This window comes from Streptomyces sp. NPDC093094 (assembly GCF_044754345.1).
In the GTDB taxonomy this organism is placed as follows: domain Bacteria; phylum Actinomycetota; class Actinomycetes; order Streptomycetales; family Streptomycetaceae; genus Streptomyces.
Genome location: NZ_JBIVOX010000001.1, coordinates 151001 through 168709, shown reverse-complemented (window position 1 = coordinate 168709; position 17709 = coordinate 151001). Strand labels below are relative to the sequence as shown.

At 73.9% G+C, this 17709-nt stretch carries 10 protein-coding genes; 2 read left to right on the top strand and 8 right to left on the bottom strand.

From position 1 onward, the window contains the following. Positions 1-273: 273 nt before the first annotated feature. From ACIQGV_RS00665 to ACIQGV_RS00635, 7 genes are all read right to left on the bottom strand, one after another. Positions 274-738 carry a DUF6099 family protein gene (locus tag ACIQGV_RS00665; RefSeq protein ID WP_402489445.1) on the bottom strand — a complete coding sequence of 155 codons (465 nt, stop codon included), beginning with the start codon at positions 736-738 and terminating at the stop codon, positions 274-276. Positions 739-1012: 274 nt separating this feature from the next. Continuing rightward, positions 1013-1348: a nucleotide pyrophosphohydrolase gene (locus ACIQGV_RS00660; RefSeq protein WP_402488449.1), complete on the bottom strand. Its 336-nt coding sequence runs from the start codon at positions 1346-1348 to the stop codon at positions 1013-1015. A 7-nt stretch (positions 1349-1355) separates the two neighbouring features. Then, positions 1356-2576: an ATP-binding protein gene (locus ACIQGV_RS00655; protein WP_402488446.1), complete on the bottom strand. Its 1221-nt coding sequence runs from the start codon at positions 2574-2576 to the stop codon at positions 1356-1358. Between the two features lie 378 nt (positions 2577-2954). Beyond that, positions 2955-3344, bottom strand: a complete 390-nt coding sequence (locus tag ACIQGV_RS00650) for a cell division protein SepF (protein WP_402488444.1) — start codon at positions 3342-3344, stop codon at positions 2955-2957. Positions 3345-3758: 414 nt separating this feature from the next. After that, entirely contained in the window at positions 3759-8783 is a 5025-nt protein-coding gene (locus ACIQGV_RS00645) for a hypothetical protein (protein WP_402488441.1), read from the bottom strand. 48 nt (positions 8784-8831) lie between these two features. Next, on the bottom strand, positions 8832-11885 hold the full coding sequence (locus ACIQGV_RS00640; protein ID WP_402488439.1) for a caspase family protein: 3054 nt from the start codon (positions 11883-11885) through the stop codon (positions 8832-8834). Beyond that, complete coding sequence (locus ACIQGV_RS00635) at positions 11882-12754, bottom strand: hypothetical protein (RefSeq protein WP_402488437.1); 873 nt, start codon at positions 12752-12754, stop codon at positions 11882-11884. The genes ACIQGV_RS00640 and ACIQGV_RS00635 overlap by 4 nt, the downstream gene beginning before the upstream one ends. A 120-nt stretch (positions 12755-12874) precedes the next feature. Between ACIQGV_RS00635 and ACIQGV_RS00630 the strand changes: the two genes are divergently transcribed. Together ACIQGV_RS00630 and ACIQGV_RS00625 are read left to right on the top strand one after the other, a co-directional pair. Further along, the gene (locus ACIQGV_RS00630) at positions 12875-13054 is read left to right on the top strand and encodes a hypothetical protein (protein ID WP_402488434.1); all 180 of its coding nucleotides are present in this window, start codon (positions 12875-12877) and stop codon (positions 13052-13054) included. A 56-nt stretch (positions 13055-13110) separates the two neighbouring features. Further along, on the top strand, positions 13111-13506 hold the full coding sequence (locus tag ACIQGV_RS00625; RefSeq protein WP_402488431.1) for a molybdopterin-binding protein: 396 nt from the start codon (positions 13111-13113) through the stop codon (positions 13504-13506). A gap of 18 nt (positions 13507-13524) precedes the next feature. On the opposite strand, the gene ACIQGV_RS00620 is transcribed toward ACIQGV_RS00625, so the two are convergent. Beyond that, a complete protein-coding gene (locus tag ACIQGV_RS00620) occupies positions 13525-17703 on the bottom strand; it encodes a molybdopterin-dependent oxidoreductase (protein ID WP_402488428.1) in 4179 nt (1392 codons plus the stop codon). Positions 17704-17709 lie beyond the last annotated feature (6 nt).

Genomic DNA, 17709 nt, shown 5'->3' with positions numbered 1-17709 from the left:
TCCTGCACCGTGACCGGCCCCGTCGATGATCACCGGCCGGGGCGGGGCGCGTGCGCCCGGCGTCGGTGCCCGGTCCGGAGGTCCGTCCATGACCGAGGAGACCGCGCCCGAGGGGTCGCTCCGGCGGACGGAGGGGGTGACGGCGGCGTCGGACGCGGATCCTTCCGCGCCGGACACGGGCCTCCGGGCTTCGGGTGCCTGCGGGCGTGCCCCGCCCGGCGAGGAAGCGGCGTCCGCGGACCGAGGGGGCCGGTCACCGGCGCCGGGCGCCCTCTACGAGGTCGCCGCGAGGGCCTCTTCCCCGTCCGCCAGGCGTCTGAGCATCTCCAGGACCCTGTCTCTCGACTCGTCCGCCGCGTCGATGGCCTCCATGCACTGCCAGTAGACGCCCTCGTCGTCGGCGGTGCTGGCCACGCCGACCAGGGCGATGCCGACCTCGCCGAGGAGGCCGCCGAGACACAGCAGGGCCTGGCGGGCGTCGCCCAGTTCGGTCAGCTGCGCCGCGCGCAGTTCACCGGTGTCCAGCGCCGGCTCGTCGAGCACTCCGCAGCCGCGGCCCGCCAGTTCGGTCAGGCCCAGCGCCTCGCCGCGCAGCTGGGGCGGCCCGAGGACCGCCAGCCTGCTGCCGATGGCCTGCGCGAGCGACTGCGCCTGCCACACCTCCGCCATGATCTGCGGCACTTCGCCGCTCCCCGCCAGTGCACGCCTGCTCGTCAGGATGAGCCGCACCGCGTCCATGCGCTGCCCCCGTCTGTCCCGACGCGCTCTTCGCACGTCCGCCCGAACTCCCTTGTTCACTACCCAGAGTGAAGGCGCCTGCGACGAAAAGCCAGAGGAAGACGGAAATCTGCGGACAACAATTCGGATTCAGGCCGGAATTTGACTGCGGAGAGTGAAAGCGGACGGCGATCTTCTGGTCGAGGCGGTCCCTCGGAGCACGTGCCCGTGCCCCGGGACGCATCCGTTCGTCTCCCGGGGCACGCGTCCGTTCCCCGATGTGCCCGTCCGGTCCTCAAGGCGCCGGGAACCGGCCTTCGTTGCGGTCGATCTTCGCGTCCAGCGCCGCCAGCGCGTCGATGCCGAGCACCTCGCACAGTTGCAGGAGATACGCCAGCACGTCCGCCACCTCGTCGGTGACGCGGTGCGCGGTGCCGGGGTCGTCCATCACCCGCGCCGACTCCTCCGGCGTCAGCCACTGGAAGATCTCGACCAGTTCGGACGCCTCGACGCTCAGCGCCGAGACGAGGTTCTTGGGGGTGTGGTACGGCTGCCAGTCGCGCGCCGCCGCGAACTCGGCGAGCCTGCGCTGGAGTCCGGCCACGTCCAGCGGCCGCGGGTCCTCTGTCATCCGTCCATCATCCGTCCAGGTCCACCACTGTCACGCCCGGTGTCCCCACGGCCCAGGACGCGTCGCTGACCGCGCCGACGCAGCGGATGTGCCCGTACGCGGACATCCGTACCGCGAGCCGCGTCAGTTCGGCCCGCCGGCGGGGGTCGAGCGAGCGGTCGAAGCCGTCGGCGAGCACGGTGAGCGTCCGCATCGCGTCGGGCACCTCGCCGGGCGCGTCCACGTCGAGCACGCCGGGCCCGGTGAGCAGCACCAGGGCGAGGGCGAGATGGCGCAGTTCCCCGTCGCCCAGCCGGGCGAAGTCCGTGCGCAGCCCGTCCCCCCGGTCCAGCAGGCCACGGACCGAGCCGCGGCCGTCGGGCTCGGCGACGACGTCCAGGACCGGCCCGGCGCAGGCGGCGCGTGCCGCCGCGACGAACCGGGCGTGCCGGCGGCCGCACTCGGCGCGGGTGCGCCGCAGCACGTCGGCGAGGTTGCCGCAGCCGGGGAGCAGCCTGCCCGTGCCGCGCGGCACGGGCACGCGCATCCTGCCGGGCCGGGGGTCGCAGGCGAAGACCGGGCGCAGGGCGACGACCATCTGCTCGGCGGCGGCGAGCACCTGCCGCTGTCCGTCCGTCTTGCCGGCCACACGCAGGGGCAGCAGGGCGGTGCCGAGCCGGTCGTCGGGCAGCGGGGCACGGGTGACGGGCGCACTGCCCGCGGTGTGCCAGGCGGCGTGCACGACGGGCCGGCCGGGGTCGCGCAGGGCGGTCTCCAGCAGGACGACGCCTCCCGCGGTCAGCCGTTCGCCCACGATCCGCAGCGTGGGCTCGGCCTGCACGGCGAGGTCCAGCCGGACCGGCCCCTGGGGGCCGTCGGCCGTGCAGCCGATACGGAATCCCCGGCGGCGCTGGGCGTCGGGCCGGGCGCGCTCCGGCACACAGGACGCCGGATCGGGGAACACCTCGTGGAGCACGGCCCCGCCGGCGAGCCGTGCGAGCGCCTCGTAGGCCCGCAGCGCCGTGGTCTTCCCGCATCCGCTCGGCCCCGCGAACAGGGTGACCGCCCCGAGCGGGAACCCGGCGCCCCGGTGTCCGGCGAACGCGGACAGCCGTAACTCGGTGAGCCTCGGCCGCTGGACGCCGGACCGCCCGGCGTCGTCGGCGGAGGGCCCGCGCGGCGACGGGACGGTCTCGGGGCACGCCGTCGCCGGCGGCGAGGCGGAAGAGGACTGGGGCGGCACGGTCATATGCGGACGGTAGGACTCCGCCGGAAGGCGAACCGTTCCGCCCTCACGGCATTCCTACGATCGAGCGACCGCGGTCACCGCGGACCCGCACCCGGGCGGGCCGGTACGGCACTCCGGCCGCACCGCGGCCGGACGCTCCAGGACACCGGGACCGCGCTTCCCGAGGCCGGCCGGACGTTTCCGTGAAGCCGGCCGGACGTTTCCGAAGCCGGCCAGGTACTTCCGAAGCCGACGGGGCCGCGAGGGGCCTCGGGCGGGGCGCGAGGGGCCTCGGCCGCGCCGGGGAAGGCCGGTACGGCGCTCCGCGTGGCCGGGCTGCGCGTTCCGGGTGTGTCCGGTCGCGCGCCCCGCCGGTGCGGCGGCCCCACGGGGCCGGTCTCACAGGCCCGGGACCCCCGCGCTCTCCATGAGTCCCTGCACCTGCGTGCCGGGCGGCGTCAGCAGGAACACGTTGCGGTCGACGCGGTGCATGCCGCTGGCGAGACCGAACACGACACCGGTGCTGAAGTCCAGGACGCGCTTGGCGACGTCGCCCTCCGCGCCGGTGAGGTCGAGCAGGACCGGGATACCGGACATCAGGGTCTCGGCGACCTCACGGGCGTCCGCGAACACATTGACCCGCAGCACCACGAACCGGCGCCGGGCCTCGGTCGTCGCCTCCGGCATCGCGCGGTGCCCCACCGACGACGGCCAGGCGTCGCGGCCCCGCAGCGGCACGACCTGGGCGAGCCCTTCCCACTGTTCATCGGTGACGTCGTGACTGTTCACCGGCTCCCCCCGATCTGACTCGCACTCATCGCCTGCACCAGCCAATTCTTACGCCAAGTCACCCGTTCAGCCCAACAGCGACACGGTGCGCGAGAGCCTCGGCGGCCCCTGGCGTTGTCGGTGGCGCCCCGCATGACGGGAGGCGGACGGACGAGAACGCCCGTGGGGGGACACCTTGCAGAGCATGACAACCGCCCAACTGCAGAAGGCATTCGGCCTGTCCGAGAGCGTCCGGGAACACCTCGCCGCGGACCCGGGCATGATCGCCCCGGTCGGCGCGGGACACACGGACGGTGTCACCAGGTGGAGCGGACAGGAGTTCGCCCGCCGGCTCGCCCGCTCCCGTCCCGACCTCGCCGATCACGTCCCGCTGCTGCTGCGGCCGCCCCGCCGCCGGACGCCACCTCGGCCCGCTCAGAGGCCCAGGTCTCCCGCCGTCGCCCCCGGTGTCGCCGTCCTCGGACACAGCCGGGCCACAGCGGCCGCCAGCTCCGGGTGGCACGGCAGAGTGCTGACGCCCGGGGCGTCGATCAGGGCGCGCATACGGCGGGAGACGTCCGCCTTGCGGAAGTGGGCCGCGATCGACGGCACCCGGTCCGCCTCACGGGAGAGCAGGGTCAGCAGCTCCGCGCCGCCCTCCGTGGCCATCTGCCAGTGCTCGGCGAGGGGATCCCCGGCGGGCACCCGGCCGGCCCGGGCGGCGGCGATCAGCGCCATGCACGCCTTTCTCTGCTGCCACTGCGCGTAGCCGGAGCGCTCGAAGACGTCCAGTGCCGCCCCGGCCGTCGCGTCGGCCCGGTCGCCGCTCGCCAGCCAGGTCATGGCCCAGGCCACCGCCGCCGGATAGGCGACCGTGTTGGGCTCCAGCGCGGGCCAGGCGTCGGGCACGTACTGCCGTCCGCCGCAGTCGGCCAGCGCCTGCGCCGCCCAGCCGATCTGGCTCCAGTGCTCCTCGGCGTCGACGACGCGCGGCCGGGCCAGTGCGCGCTCCAGGAGCAGGCCCACCCCGGGCAGCAGGAGATCGGTGGGCTGTTCGGCGTGCCGGAGCGCCTTGAGCATGCGGGGTGCCTGCTGGAGCCCCATCGACTCCGCCACCCACTCGGCCGGCACCGCGCCGAGGTCGCGCACGATCTCCTCGATCAGGTCACGGCGTCCGGTCAGCAGCAACGCCGTCACCAGGTTGGGAAGTTCACGCAGATCGGGCCGCATGCGCCGGCGCAGCCGCCGGCAGAGCCGGCCCGATTCGACGGTCTCGGCGAGCTGCTCGCCCCACTGCGGCTCCCAGGTGTAGGCGAGCATCAGCACCTCGGTGATGCCGCGCGGACTGGCCAGCAGATGCAGGGTGGACGCCCAGCGGTCGACGACCAGGGTGCGCATCCAGTTCTTGGTCTCCCTGGCCGGCACCACGCCCAGCCGCGCCAGGCCCCGGCCGACGACCCCCTGGGTGATGGGGTCCTGCTCGAACTTGAAGATCTCGGTGAACACCTGCCAGCGGTCCTCACGGCCGTCGCGCAGGGCGGCCAGCTCGGACTTGCCGAGCCCGCGACGGCAGCGTTCCACCGCGGACAGCAGGTCGTTGGTGAGCGGCGGGTGGATCACGCTGCGCAGCACCATGTCCGTGACATGGGACTCGGTCTGATCGTCCTGGGGCGTGCTGAGGGTGCTGACGGCCGTCGCGGCCTCGGACGGGTCCAGTTTGCGCAGCTGGTTCAGCGCGGTGGTGAAGGAGCCGATCCCGCGCAGCGCGCGCAGGTTCTGCGCCCAGTCCCACTGGGGGTACTCGTCCTTGAAGTTCTGCACGATCCTGGTGCTCGCGTCGATGTCGCCGCCGGCCCGCAGCGTGCCGGACATCACCTGGAGCTTCTGCGCCACGTCTCCGGCGCTCCACTGCACGGGGCTGCGCACCGCGCGGTCGACGTCGGCCTTCTTGGAGAACTCCTCGCCGATGCGCGGGTTGAGGGCGAGGCCGAGACGGTGGGTGTGGACCATGCTCTGCGGGTCGAGGGAGGGATTGCGCATCCGGTCGACGAGCAGACGGGTGTCGAGGCGGTCGGCGAGCCGCATCAGGAACTGCTGGCCGAAGTAGTCGTCCTCGATCAGCAGCATCGCCAGCTGCGGTCCCCAGGGCCGGGCCGCGCTCCGCTGGGCCTGGATGCTGGCCACGACCAGGTTCAGCGCCTGCTCCTCCAGGTCGGTCCGGTACTCGGCGCCCGCCTCCCACAGGCCCTTCAGGAAGTGGTAGATGACCGCGGGCCGGCGCTCCAGCGCCATCAGCTCCCGGGCGAAGTCCGCGCCGAGTTCGGCCGCCAGGACGGGGCCGAAGCCGTCCCGGGTGTCGCAGTAGAGGTCGTCGGCACGGCTGACACTGCTCAGCAGCATGCCCGCGCCGCGGCCGTCCTTCAGCCGGCGGACGGTGGCGGCGAGGTCCCGGGCGAGCTGGACGTCGGCGACGGGGCTGCCGCCCCTGGGCTCTCGGTAGAGCAGCGACTTGATGGTGATGCCGTGGATGTTGCGCACGGTGCGGATGAGGATCGCGGCCTCGGCGGGCGTGGAGCTCTTCAGGACCGCCGCCAGGGTCCGGCCGAGCTGGAGGTTGTTCAGCAGCCGGTTGGTCAGGCCGCGGTTGTTGCGGGCCAGGTCGGAGAGCGCGGTGCAGATCTGGATGGCGTCGGCGTGGTGCAGCGCGGCGCGGATCTGCTGCTCGTACTGCTTGATGAGGGGATCCCAGCGGGCGGTGCCGTCGAAGTGCACCATGAGGGAGATCCACGCCAGTACGGCGGACAGCGGGGTCTGGCGGGTGGGGTGCTGCTCCAGGAGCGGGCTCGTGGAGCGCTCCAGGGGGCGCAGCCCGTCACGGCCGGCGTCGGCTCCGCGGGCCTCGCGGGACCAGCGGTGGATGACGTCGTCCATGCGGCGGATGGCGATGAGGTCGTCGGCCCGGCCCGGGTCGGCCCCGCGGACGAGGGCGTCGGAGCGCGACTCCAGCCAGGCGCAGACCTCCGTGACGGGGGTGGTGCTGTCGCCGGAGAGCCTCAGCAGGGCGTGCACGAACCGGCGGCGCTCGCGGATCGTCGAGGGCCGCTCCAGGACGGTGTCCAGGCCGCCGTCCGGGCTGCCGATCCAGGCGACCAGGTCGGCGACGGCGGCGGCGGGCAGCTGGTACTGGTGGTCCCAGAGCGTCCTGAGCGCGGTCGTCAGGTCGTGCACGCGCAGCTCGGGGGTGTCGGGCAGCCGGACGAGGACCGGCGGAAGCGCGGCGGCGATCCAGGTGGGGTCGCTCTGGCCGGCGCACAGCCGCAGCAGGCGCAGGGCGGTCGGCGGATGGGACCGGGCCGCCCAGGAGGTGACGGCCTGTCGCAGGGGCCTGCTCTCCAGCAGCACGGACAGCAGTTCGGGCTGGTAGGCGGCGCAGTTGGTCATCAGGGCCCGGACGCGTTCGTGGTCGTCCTCGGCCAGCATGGCCAGCAGGTACTCCTCCAGGCAGGTGCGCCGGTCCTCGGGACTCCTGATGCCGAGAGCCTCCAGGACGGCCTCGGCCCGTACCCCGCTGGGGATGCGGGCCAGGTCCTCGTGCACGACGACGCCGAGAGCGGCGCGGGTGTCCTCGCGGACCGGGCCGAGCTGGGCGACGGGCACCCCCTCGTCGAGCAGGGAGACGGCGGCGAGCCGGCCGACGGCGGTGCGGCCGGCGTCGTCGAGGCCGGCGCAGGCCCGCTCGGCCTGTCCGCTCACGAGCCGGGCGGCCTCACGGCGTCCGCCGTCCCCGGCGGGGGCGGGTGTGACGCCGTCCCGCAGCAGGCCGGCCAGCACGGCGAGGTCGCCGGCGCTGCCCTCCACCGCGAGGGCGATACCGGCCTCGTCGGTGGTGCGGTACACGTCGGGGTGGTCGGCGACGAGCCGGGCGCCGAGCCGGGAGAGCTCCTCGGGCATCACAGGGGTCATGTACGGCATCACGCTGTGGGTGTCCCAGACGCTGGTCGCGCCGTCGACGTACCGGGTGACGGCGAGCACCGCGACCCCCAGCTCGCCGAGGGACTCCAGGGCCGCGCCGATGTTGCCGTCGACGAGGGCGTGCAGGTCCTCCAGGACGACGAGACGGTTGCGGGTGGTGCCCTCGGCCCGGGCGGCGATCAGCGCGGCGCGCACGATCGTGGGCAGGCTGCCGTCGGTGGGCAGATGGCGTCGCCGCGGGGCGATGGCGACGGTCTGCCAGCCGGCTTTCTCCAGCTTTCCGACGAGCTGGCGGGCGCACACGCTCTTGCCGCTGTTGCGGGTGCCGGACTGGATGACGCGGGAGGTCGGCAGATGCAGGAAGCGGTGGGCGAGGACGCCGGCCTGCGGCAGTTCGACGAGCCCGTCGCCGCCCTCGTGCATCCAGGAGCCGGGGCCCTCCTGGCCGGCTCCGGCCGTGGAGTGCAGGATGCGCCACTCGAAGGTGTCGAGGGTCTCGCGGGCCCAGCGCCTGCGGGTCTCCTGCCAGCGCTCGCCCCACAGCAGCCGGGCGGCCCCCTCCAGGCCCGGGTCGGGGTCGCTGCGGGTCTCGGTGCCGGTGCGCAGCCGCCAGCCCTCGTCGTCCCGCCACAGGCGGTCCAGGCCGTCCTCGCCGGTGTCCGGCAGGGCACGGCCGCCCTGGGCGTACGGGGTCCAGGTGCCGTCGTCGGCGCAGCCGGCCAGCACCAGCACGCCCAGCCCTCCGGGGGTGGGCAGGCCGCCCTCGTGGGCGAGGTAGGTGAGCGCCACGGCGGCGGCGCAGGCGCGGGCGGCGACCACGGTGGGGCTGAGCGCGTTCCGGACGTCGATGAGCGCGCCGACTTCCGGGGGCTGGAACCGGCCGATGCCGGAGACGAGCCGGCAGGCCGTCTTCAGGCCGCGTTCGACCTCGGCGGCGACGGGGGCGGGCAGTGCCGTCCAGGTGGCCCGCACGGCGCGGTCGGTGGCCGGGCCGCCCGCGGCGGTGCGGCCCCGGAAGGCGACGGCGGCCCGGGCGACGGTGTACCAGTCGTCGACCGGGTCCAGCAGCAGCGGCACCTCGTCGGGCCCGGAGCCCGTGCGCTGGGCCGGGACGGAGGCTTTCGGCGCGGCGGCCTCGTCGTGTGTGACGAGCTGGTCCAGCTCGTCGAGCAGCCGGCCGTTCAGCTCGGACACCAGGCCGGTGAGGGAGGTGCTGCCGGGGTCGGCGTACTCGGCGAGCAGGGCTCCCGCGCCGATGGGCGGGTGGCCGCCGACGAAGGCGAAGGGCCGGGCGGGCAGCCGGCCGCCGGAGCGCAGGGCGCGGTTGCCGAGGTCGATGACGGTGCGCAGCAGCTGCTCGACCCGGGCGGGCTCGGCCGGTGTGCCCTCCAGAGCGCTGGCCAGGGCGTGCGAGGCCATGCGCAGCTCGTAGTCCAGGGGATCGTCCTTGCGCGCGGCGGCCGGTCCGGCGGCCTCGGCAACGCTCACGGTGTCCTCCTCCTCCGGCACGCCCTTCGTCGGACGTGCCGTTGTCGTTCAGCGGGCGATGCGGATGACGCCCACGCTGCTGCCCACGACGATGCGGCCGTCGGGGTCGACGTCGACCGAGCGGACGTCGAGCCCCAGGTCGAGGTGGTAGGCGGTGGTGCGCCGGGCGCCCAGCGAGGTCAGCCGGATGTCGCCCTGCCGTCCCGCGCTGATGAGCTCGGGGCCGTCGGCGCCGCGGTGGATCCGCAGCTCGGCCACGGCGCCGGCGTGGGTGGTGATCCAGGCTCGGGACGTCGGGTCGTCCCACGCGGTCCACCACACGGACCCGTCGCCGGCACCGGTGTAGACGCCGGTGGCGTCGGCCGCGATCGCCGTGACGGCGCGCGACCTGCGGTCGGGTTCGTAGGTGTGCCGGTGGGTGCCGTCGGCGTCCCAGACCGTGACGTCCCGCGCGGTGCGGGCGGCGACCATGGCCGTGCCGTCCGGCCGCACGGCGGCCGCGGCGCCGCCCAGCCGCAGTCCTCGGGGGCGTACGACCTCGCCGGTGCGGCGGTCGTGGCGCCACTGCCAGCCGTCGGTGGCGGCGAAGAGCATGCCCGCCTCCGTCTGGACGCAGGCGACGATCTGCCCGCGGAGGCCGAGATCGAATGCCTGGCCGCCCTGGGAGTCGTCGATCTTCTGGATCCAGGCCCTGCCGTCGATCTGCCCGGTGAACAGGGCCGGTTCGCCGCCGAGGTAGGTGAGGCTGTGGGCCGTCACCTGGGCGGTGCGCAGGGGCAGCGCGACGGCGTTCCAGGCGAGGTGGCCGCCCGCGCGGCCCCGGGTGCGTTGTGCCCGGCCCTCGCTGTCGACGAGGAGTTCGCCGCCGTCGCGGAGGCAGAAGACACCGGCGGCGGGTTCACGGCTGGTGAGGGTGGGCCGCCAGCCGTCGGCCGAGTCTCCGGCGCGGCGGGCGAGTTCGGGCAGCCGGTGCACCTGGGCGAGCAGGGCCATCCGGTTCAGGGTGCGGCCGTCGTGGCGGTCGGCGCCGACGGCCAGCTCGGCGCACAGGGTCCGCAGCCGTGCCAGCCGGTCGCTGTCGTGCAGCACCGTCAGCGCCCGGTGCAGGGCCTCGGAGTTCATCATGAGCAGGAACTCGGGCTCGTCGAGGTAGTCCGTGAGCACTCCGGCCAGCCGGGCGTGGTGGGCGAAGTGCTCCCGGGTGTAGCGGTCGGCCGCCGACCAGTCCCGGGCCCCCGAGGACCGGACGGGCAGTGACTTGATCATCGCGTCGACGAATCCGGCGTGCGCCGCCCGCTCGTCGACCGACTCGGCCAGGTACCGGGCATACGAGGGACGCACGAACCTCCAGCCTTGTCCGTGCATGCCGCCCTCCGGAGCAGCGAGGAGATGCGATGCCTGGTCCTGTACGCGGGCGAGGTCGGCCGGTGTCGTCGGCCGGCCGGCCGCCTCCACGACGGCGGCCCACAGCCGGCCGTCGGCGGGCAGGCCCTCGCCCTGGGCGAGGGCCACCGGCAGCAGCAGGTCGGCCGCCCACTGCTTGCCCTTGCCGAAGCCGGCGAGTTGTCCGAGGAAGAGCTTCGCGTTGGTCAGATCGGCCCCGACGCGCGCGTCGCCCGGACGCTCGGAACTCAGGAACACGGCGAAAAGGTACGCCCGTAACCAGGAGTGCCCGGCTTCCTCGACCGTTTTGCGTGTCAGCTCGGCGATGAGGTCCGGGTCGGCGTCGTCCCACTCCTCGTGTCTGCCCTCGCGCCGGCGCAGCACGTGCGCGACGAACTCCGCGATGCCGTCCGGGTCGGCGTACTCCTCGGCGTCCAGGTCGACCCGGGGGCCGGTGAACCCCCGGGGCAGCTCGCTGCCGGCGAGGACGACACGGACGTGGCCGAGCGAGGCGAGCGGCTCGATCAGGTCGGTGTACAGCCGGTCGGGGTCGGCGCAGGCGTCGACGGAGTCGAGGCAGATCGTCAGAGGGCCGGGCCGATCGCGCAAAGTGTCGACGAGTGCCTGTGCGTCGCCGCGGTTGACGATCCCGTACGCGGCGGCCACCTTGGACACGACCACGGGGACGGACCGCCCGCGCACGTCGAAGAGCTTGCCGAGGGTCCCGGGCGGAGCGACCGGGGGCGCGTCGGGTCCGGCCGGCAGGGGGCTGCCCTGGGCCGCGGTGTGGATCCAGTCCAGCAGCATGGACTTGCCCGACCCGGCGCGGCCGGTCACCGCCAGACCGCCCGATGCACGGTCGCCGGTCAGGAAGGAGATCACCGCCTCCGCCGCCGCGGCCCGGCCGCAGAAGGCCCAGCCGCTGCCCTGCTGGGCCTCCCGCGGCCGTCGGATCACGTACTGCATGTACCAGGGATTGAGGAAGGCCCGGGTCAGGCCCGTCGGCGGCAGGAACTCCGGCCGGGGAGGTTCGTTCTGGCTCGTCCGGAGCCTGCCCATGCGGGTGTTCAGCTCGTCGAACAGCAGCTGCATGGGGATGTACTCGTCGTCCTTGCCGGCGGGGGCGGTGCGGACGGCGTGCGCGAAGGACTCCACGAAGTGCAGCTGCTGGGCCTCCTGCACACGGTCGACGGAGCCGAAGGCGGTGAGGACGGGCAGCTGGACGCCCCGTGTCTCCTGTTCGCCCTGGATCTGCTTGAAGCGGGACACGGCGAGGCCGGCCCAGCAGTTGTCCAGGATGATCACGACCTCGCGGGGCCGTGGCCAGGCTTTCGCCTGGAGGATGGCGAACAGTTCTTCCGGGCGGAACATGCTGGAGAGCTGTTCCTTCGAGCTCTGGTGCGCGGCGATGAAGAGGTTGCCGCCGTCGTCGTCGAGCGCGTGCCCGGAGTAGTAGAAGATCAGCAGGTCGGGAGGGGTCCCGTCGCCTTCGAGCGCACGCTCGAAGCTCTCCTTCACCTGCTGTGCGTCCGGGTTGTGCCGTGAGTCCGGGTGGATGACGCAGTCGGCGGACTCCGCCAGGACGGCCTTCATCAGACGCAGTTCGTCGTACACCGAGTCCAGGGGGTCGAAGCCCTCGCCGAAGGTGCTGGTCCCCGAGACGAGCGCGACCCGGCCTGCCCCCTGGAGGTCCTCCGCGCCCAGGGCCGCCGCCGTCACCGCTCCCCGGCGAGCAGCGCCGCGCCGACGGCCTCGGCCAGGTCGGCCGTGGTGAGGTAACGGGTGACGGCGTGGCCGCCGAGGACGTGCCTGGCGGGCCGGTACCACGGCAGGTTGACCACGGTCCGGTCGTCGACACGCTCGTCGAAGAGCGGGGCGAGCTCCTTCACCAGGGCGATCGGGTCCTCCTTCGCCGCGATGTTGACCCAGCGGCGGACGTGCGGCCAGGCACCGGCGCCGGACGGCCGGAGCCGGTCGCGGATCTCGCCGATGCCGAGGGGGGAGCCCAGGGTGACGAAGGTGTCGATGTTCCATTCGGGGTGGGCGCACAGGGCCTCGTAGGCGACGACGGATCCGAGGGAGTGGGCCACGACCACCCGGGTGTCCGGGGTGACGACGCGCTCGAACCGCTGCTGGGCGCAGGCGTGGACGGTGTCGGCGGGGTCCAGGTAGCGGCGGACCTGCCGGACCGCCCAGATCGCCACCTTGGCCGGGGGGCGTCCGAGCCGTTCGGACCTCTCCAGCCGGCGCAGCGCGGACTGGACGAGGCCCTTGCCGCCCTCCTGGGGTTCCTCGGTGCCCTGGGCGAACGCCTCCAGCAGTGCCGCCTCGAACGGGTCGCGCACGTCCCCGCTGCGGAAGTTGGGGATGTCGTCGAGTTCGTTCTCGTCGTCGCTCACGGCAGCCTTGCCGCCCTTGAGGCTTCGGAAGCAGTTGCCGTAGAAGACGGCGGAGACCCGCTCGGGCTCCGGTACGGGCAGCGCGGCGTCGGTCAGCGATGCGCGCAGGGCGCCGTACCAGGGGGTGAGCGATGTCTCCCGATGCTCGTACTGGTATCCGATGCCGTGACACATCACCACGTGCGACATGCGTCCCCCTGTCGAATCGACCTGAATTATAGGGGAGTTGTGCCCCCCGCATCCCGTTCGCACGGTTCCCGTCCCTCATCTTCACGTCCATCGTCACCCGCCGAACGGCTGGGACAGACCATGGGCGCGGCCGAGCTGGGCCGGGAACTCGGTGACGCGGGAGGCCCGTTGCTCGTCGCCGTCGTCGCCTCGGCCGCGACCCTGACGTACGGCTACGCGGCCCTGGCGGCGCTGACCGCGGCCGGCGCCCTGCTCGGCCTGGCCGGCGGCCGCCGTACGACGGCCCGGGTCTCCCCCTGACCCGAGGCCCGCGGCGACGGCCCGCAGGGACGATCCCGTCGCCTATCTTGGCGCTCATGCAGTCATACACGATCGGCCAGGCGGCACGGCTCCTCGGCGTGAGCCCGGACACCGCGCGGCGGTGGGCGGACGCGGGCCGGGTGGCGACCCGGCGCGACGAGGGCGGCAGACGGCTCATCGACGGCAGGGACCTGGCGGCCTTCTCCGTGGAGCTCGCCCGCGGCGACGCCGACGACGAGGAGGCCCCCCGCACCTCGGTCCGCAACGCCTTCCCCGGCATCGTCACCGCGGTCAAGCTCGGTGACGTCGCCGCCCAGGTCGAGATCCAGGCCGGCCCCCACCGGCTGGTGTCCCTGCTGACCCGGGAGGCCGTCGAGGAGCTGGGCCTGGAGGTCGGCATGGAGGCGACAGCCCGGGTGAAGTCGACGAACGTCCACATCGACCGCGTGTAGGCGGGCGGCCTGCCGGGCTCAGTACACGTCCCTCACATAGCGCTTGTCCGCGGCGAGCTGTTTGACGTACGCCTCGGCCCCGGCCTCGTCCAGGCCGCCGTGGACGACGGCGATCTCCCGCAGCGCCCGGTCGACGTCCTTCGCCATGCGGGAGGCGTCGCCGCAGATGTAGAAGTGGGCGCCGTCCCGGAGCCAGGACCACAGCAGGGGGCCGTGCTCGCGCATCCGGTCCTGGACGTAGACCTTGGCACGCTGGTCGCGGGAGAAGGCGGTGTCCAGCCGGGTGAGGGTGCCGTCGGCGACGAACCCGGCCAGCTCCTGCTCGTAGTAGAAGTCGGTCGCCCGGTGCTGCTCGCCGAAGAACAGCCAGTTCGGGGCGCGATGACCGCGGGCCCGGCGCTCCTCCAGGAACCCGATGAAGGGCGCGACCCCGGTGCCCGGCCCCACCATGACCGCCGGCACGGACGGGTCCGCGGGCGGCCGGAAGTGCGGCGCCCGCTGCACCCGGACCGGCACCGGCGTCCCCGGCTCGGCGTCGGCGAGGAACGGCGAGCACACGCCCTGGCGCGGGCGGCCGCCCGGATTCTCGTAGCGGACGACGGAGACGGTCAGCGACACCAGATGCGGGTCGGTGAGCGGGCTGGAGGATATGGAGTACAGGCGCGGCTGGAGCCGCCCCATCAGATCGGCCCACTCCTGCGCCCCGGCCCGCAGACCGAACCCGGCGACCACGTCGACGGCCTGGCGCCCCCACGACCACTGCGCCAGCTGCCCCTTGTTGTCGGGCCGCAGCAGCTTGCGCAGCTCGCGCGGGTCACGCGTGCGGTCCGCGGCGAACCGCAGCAGGCCCGGCGTGATCCGGGTGATGTCCAGATGACGCAGCAGCGCCTCGGCGAACGGCACCTCGCCCACGCCCTTGACCGTGACGGCCGCGTCCGCGTCCAGGCCGGTGACGGCCAGCCACTCCGTCACCAGCTCCGCGCCGTTGACCGGGTGCACCGCCAGGGCGTCCCCGGCCTCGTAGACGAGCGGGCTGTCGCTGTCACGGGTGTCGAAGGTGAAGCGGCGGACCTCCTTGCCCGCGCCGGGCAGGCTGAGCAGCCGGTTGCCGGTGAGCCGGGCGTCGACCGGCGCGGGACGGCCCGGCCGCGGCGCGGCGGGAGCCGGGGCCGGCTCCTCCGTTGCCGGTGCTGCGCCCTGTTCCGGGGCCGCTCCCGGTGTCCGGGCCCCCTCGTCCTGGAGCGCGGTGCGCACCTGCTCCAGCCATGCCTCGGCCTCGGCCTCGTAGTCCGGTTCGCAGTCGGTGCGCGGAGCCAGCCGTACCGCGTCCAGTTCCTCCATACGGTGGTCCAGCCGACGCCCGTGCCCGCAGAAGTCGTCGTACGAGGAGTCGCCGAAGGCCAGGACGGCGTACCTCCTGCCCTTCAGGCGCGGCGCTTCGGCCGAGGCGAGGGCGTCCCAGAAGCCGGCGCCGTTGTCGGGGGCGTCGCCGTCGCCGAACGTGCTCGTGATCAGCAGCAGATCGGCGTCGGACGGCAGCCGGGCGGGGTCCGCCTCGGCCATGGGCAGCAGGGCGGCGGCGTGGCCGTCGGCGGTGAGCCGGTCGGCCGCGGCGGTCGCGAACTCCTCGGCGTTGCCCGTCTGCGACGCCCACAGCACCACGATCTGGCGGCGGGGTCCGCCGGCGGACGGCCCGGCGGGCAGGAGGGAGCCGCCCGCGCTCTCGCCTCCCCCGCCCGGCTCGGCCCTGGAGTACATCCCGGCCAGGACGCCGTTCACCCACAGGGCGTGCGCCGGGCTGAAAGGCGCGTCCGGCGGGAGGACGGGCACGCCCGGAGCTCCCGACGGGATGCCGGCGAGGAAGCCGGTGAGGTACAGGCGCTCGTGCTCGGCCAGGACCGGCGGGGGCGCGGACGGCAGGGCGAACGGGGCGGGGGCGGCAGGGGTGACGGCGGGAAGCACGGCGGGGGCGGCAGGCGTGGCGGAGGCACTGGCGTGGGCCCCCACCAGGGCCGGGGCGGGCACGGCGGCGGGGACCTGCACGGACACCGGGGTGGCCACCCGGGTCAGCGACACCGCGCACACCTTGAACTCGGGCTGGAACGACAGCGGGTCGACGGCGTCGCTGGTCACCGCGTTGACGCTCAGGTACTCCCCGAACAGGTCGTTCCAGTGGAACGGCGCGAAACAGCAGCCCGGCCGCACCCGTTCGGTGACGACCGCGGGCAGCACGGCCCGGCCGCGCCGCGAGGCGACCTCCACCGAGTCGCCCTCGGCGATGCCCAGCGCGGCGGCGTCCCGCGGGTGCACCTCCACGAAGGGCCCGGGGTTGAGCTTGTTGAGCTTGGCCACCTTCGCGGTCTTCGTCAGCGTGTGCCACTGGTGCTGGAGCCGGCCGGTGTTGAGGACGTACGGGTAGTCGTCGTCGGGCATCTCCGCGGCCGGGATGTGCGGGCGCGCGTGGAAGACGGCACGGCCGCTCGGGGTCGGGAAGACGGGCCTGCCGTCGTCGTCGAGGTACCGGATCGGGTTGCGGTCCTCGCCCTCGGGGCTCGCCGCCGGCCACTGCACGGGAGTCTCCCGCAGCCGCTCGTAGCTCACCCCGCGCAGGTCCCAGCCGGTCACCGGGTTCCAGGCGCGCTTGATCTCCTCGAAGATCTCCTCGGCGCTGTCGTACGAGAAGCCCTGCTCGAAGCCCATCGCGCGGGCCACGGCGGCGATGATCCGCCAGTCGGCCGTCGCCTCGCCGGGCGGATCGGCGGCCGGGCGGGCGAGGGTGAGGTTGCGCTCGCTGTTGACGAGGACGCCCTCGGTCTCGGTCCACAGCGCGGCGGGCAGGACGACATCGGCGTACGCGTTGGACTCCGTCTCGGCGAACGCGTCCTGGGTGACGACGAACTCGGCGGTCTCCAGGCCCTCGATGACCGTCCTGCGGTTGGCGACGGAGGCGACCGGGTTGGTGCAGATGATCCAGCATGCCTTGATGTCCCCGTCGGCCATCTTCCGGAACATCTCGACCGTGCCCTGTCCGACACCGTCGGCGCGCAGCGTGCCGGGCTCCAGCTCCCACAGCTCCTCGACGAAGGCCCGGTCGGCGTCGACGAGGACGGAGCGCTGCCCGGGCAGGCCCGGTCCCATGTAGCCCATCTCCCGGCCGCCCATGGCGTTGGGCTGGCCGGTGAGGGAGAAGGGCCCGCTGCCCGGGCGGCAGATCGCGCCGGTGGCCAGATGCAGGTTGACCAGGGCGTTGGTGTTCCAGGTGCCGTGCACGGACTGGTTCAGGCCCATCGTCCAGCAGCTCGTCCACTCCCCCGCCTCGCCGATCAGCCGGGCCGCCTCGCGGATGCCGTCCTCCGGGAGGCCGGTGATCTCCGCGACGGCCGCGGGCGGATAGTCGGCGAGGAAGGCGGGCATCGCCTCCCAGCCCTCGGTGTGGGAGGCGATGAAGGCGGGGTCGGTGTGTCCGGCGGCGTGCAGCAGATGCAGCAGACCGTTGAGCAGCGCGAGGTCGGTGCCGGGCTTGATCTGCAGGAACAGATCGGCCTTGTCCGCGGTGGCGGTGCGCCGCGGGTCGACGACGATCAGCTTGGCGCCCGCCGACTTCACCCGGTCCATCATCCGCAGGAACAGGATGGGGTGGCAGTCCGCCATGTTGGAGCCGATGACGAGGAAGACGTCGGCCCGGTCGAGGTCCTGGTAGGAGCCGGGCGGCCCGTCCGCGCCCAGCGACAGCTTGTAGCCGGTGCCGGCGCTCGCCATGCACAGCCGGGAGTTCGACTCGATCTGGTTGGTCCGCAGGTAGCCCTTGGCGAGCTTGTTCGCCAGGTACTGCGCCTCCAGGCTCATCTGCCCCGAGACGTACAGGGCGAGCGCGTCGGGGCCGTGCTCGTCGACGATCGCGCGCAGCCGCCGTGCGGTCTCCTCCACCGCCGCCGCCAGGGGCGCGGGCTGCGGTTCCTCGCCGCGGTCCGGCCGGACGAGTGCGGTGGTCAGCCGCCCGGGCGCCGCGAGCATGTCCGCGGTGGTCGCGCCCTTGGTGCACAGCCGCCCGAAGTTCGCCGGGTGCTCCTTGTCCCCCGACGCCTTCAGGACGGTGCGCCGCCCGTCCGGTCCGCTGCCGACGTCGAGAACCAGGCCGCAGCCCACCCCGCAGTACGAGCAGACCGTCCGCACCTTCGTCGTCCCCGCCGCGGCCACGGGCAC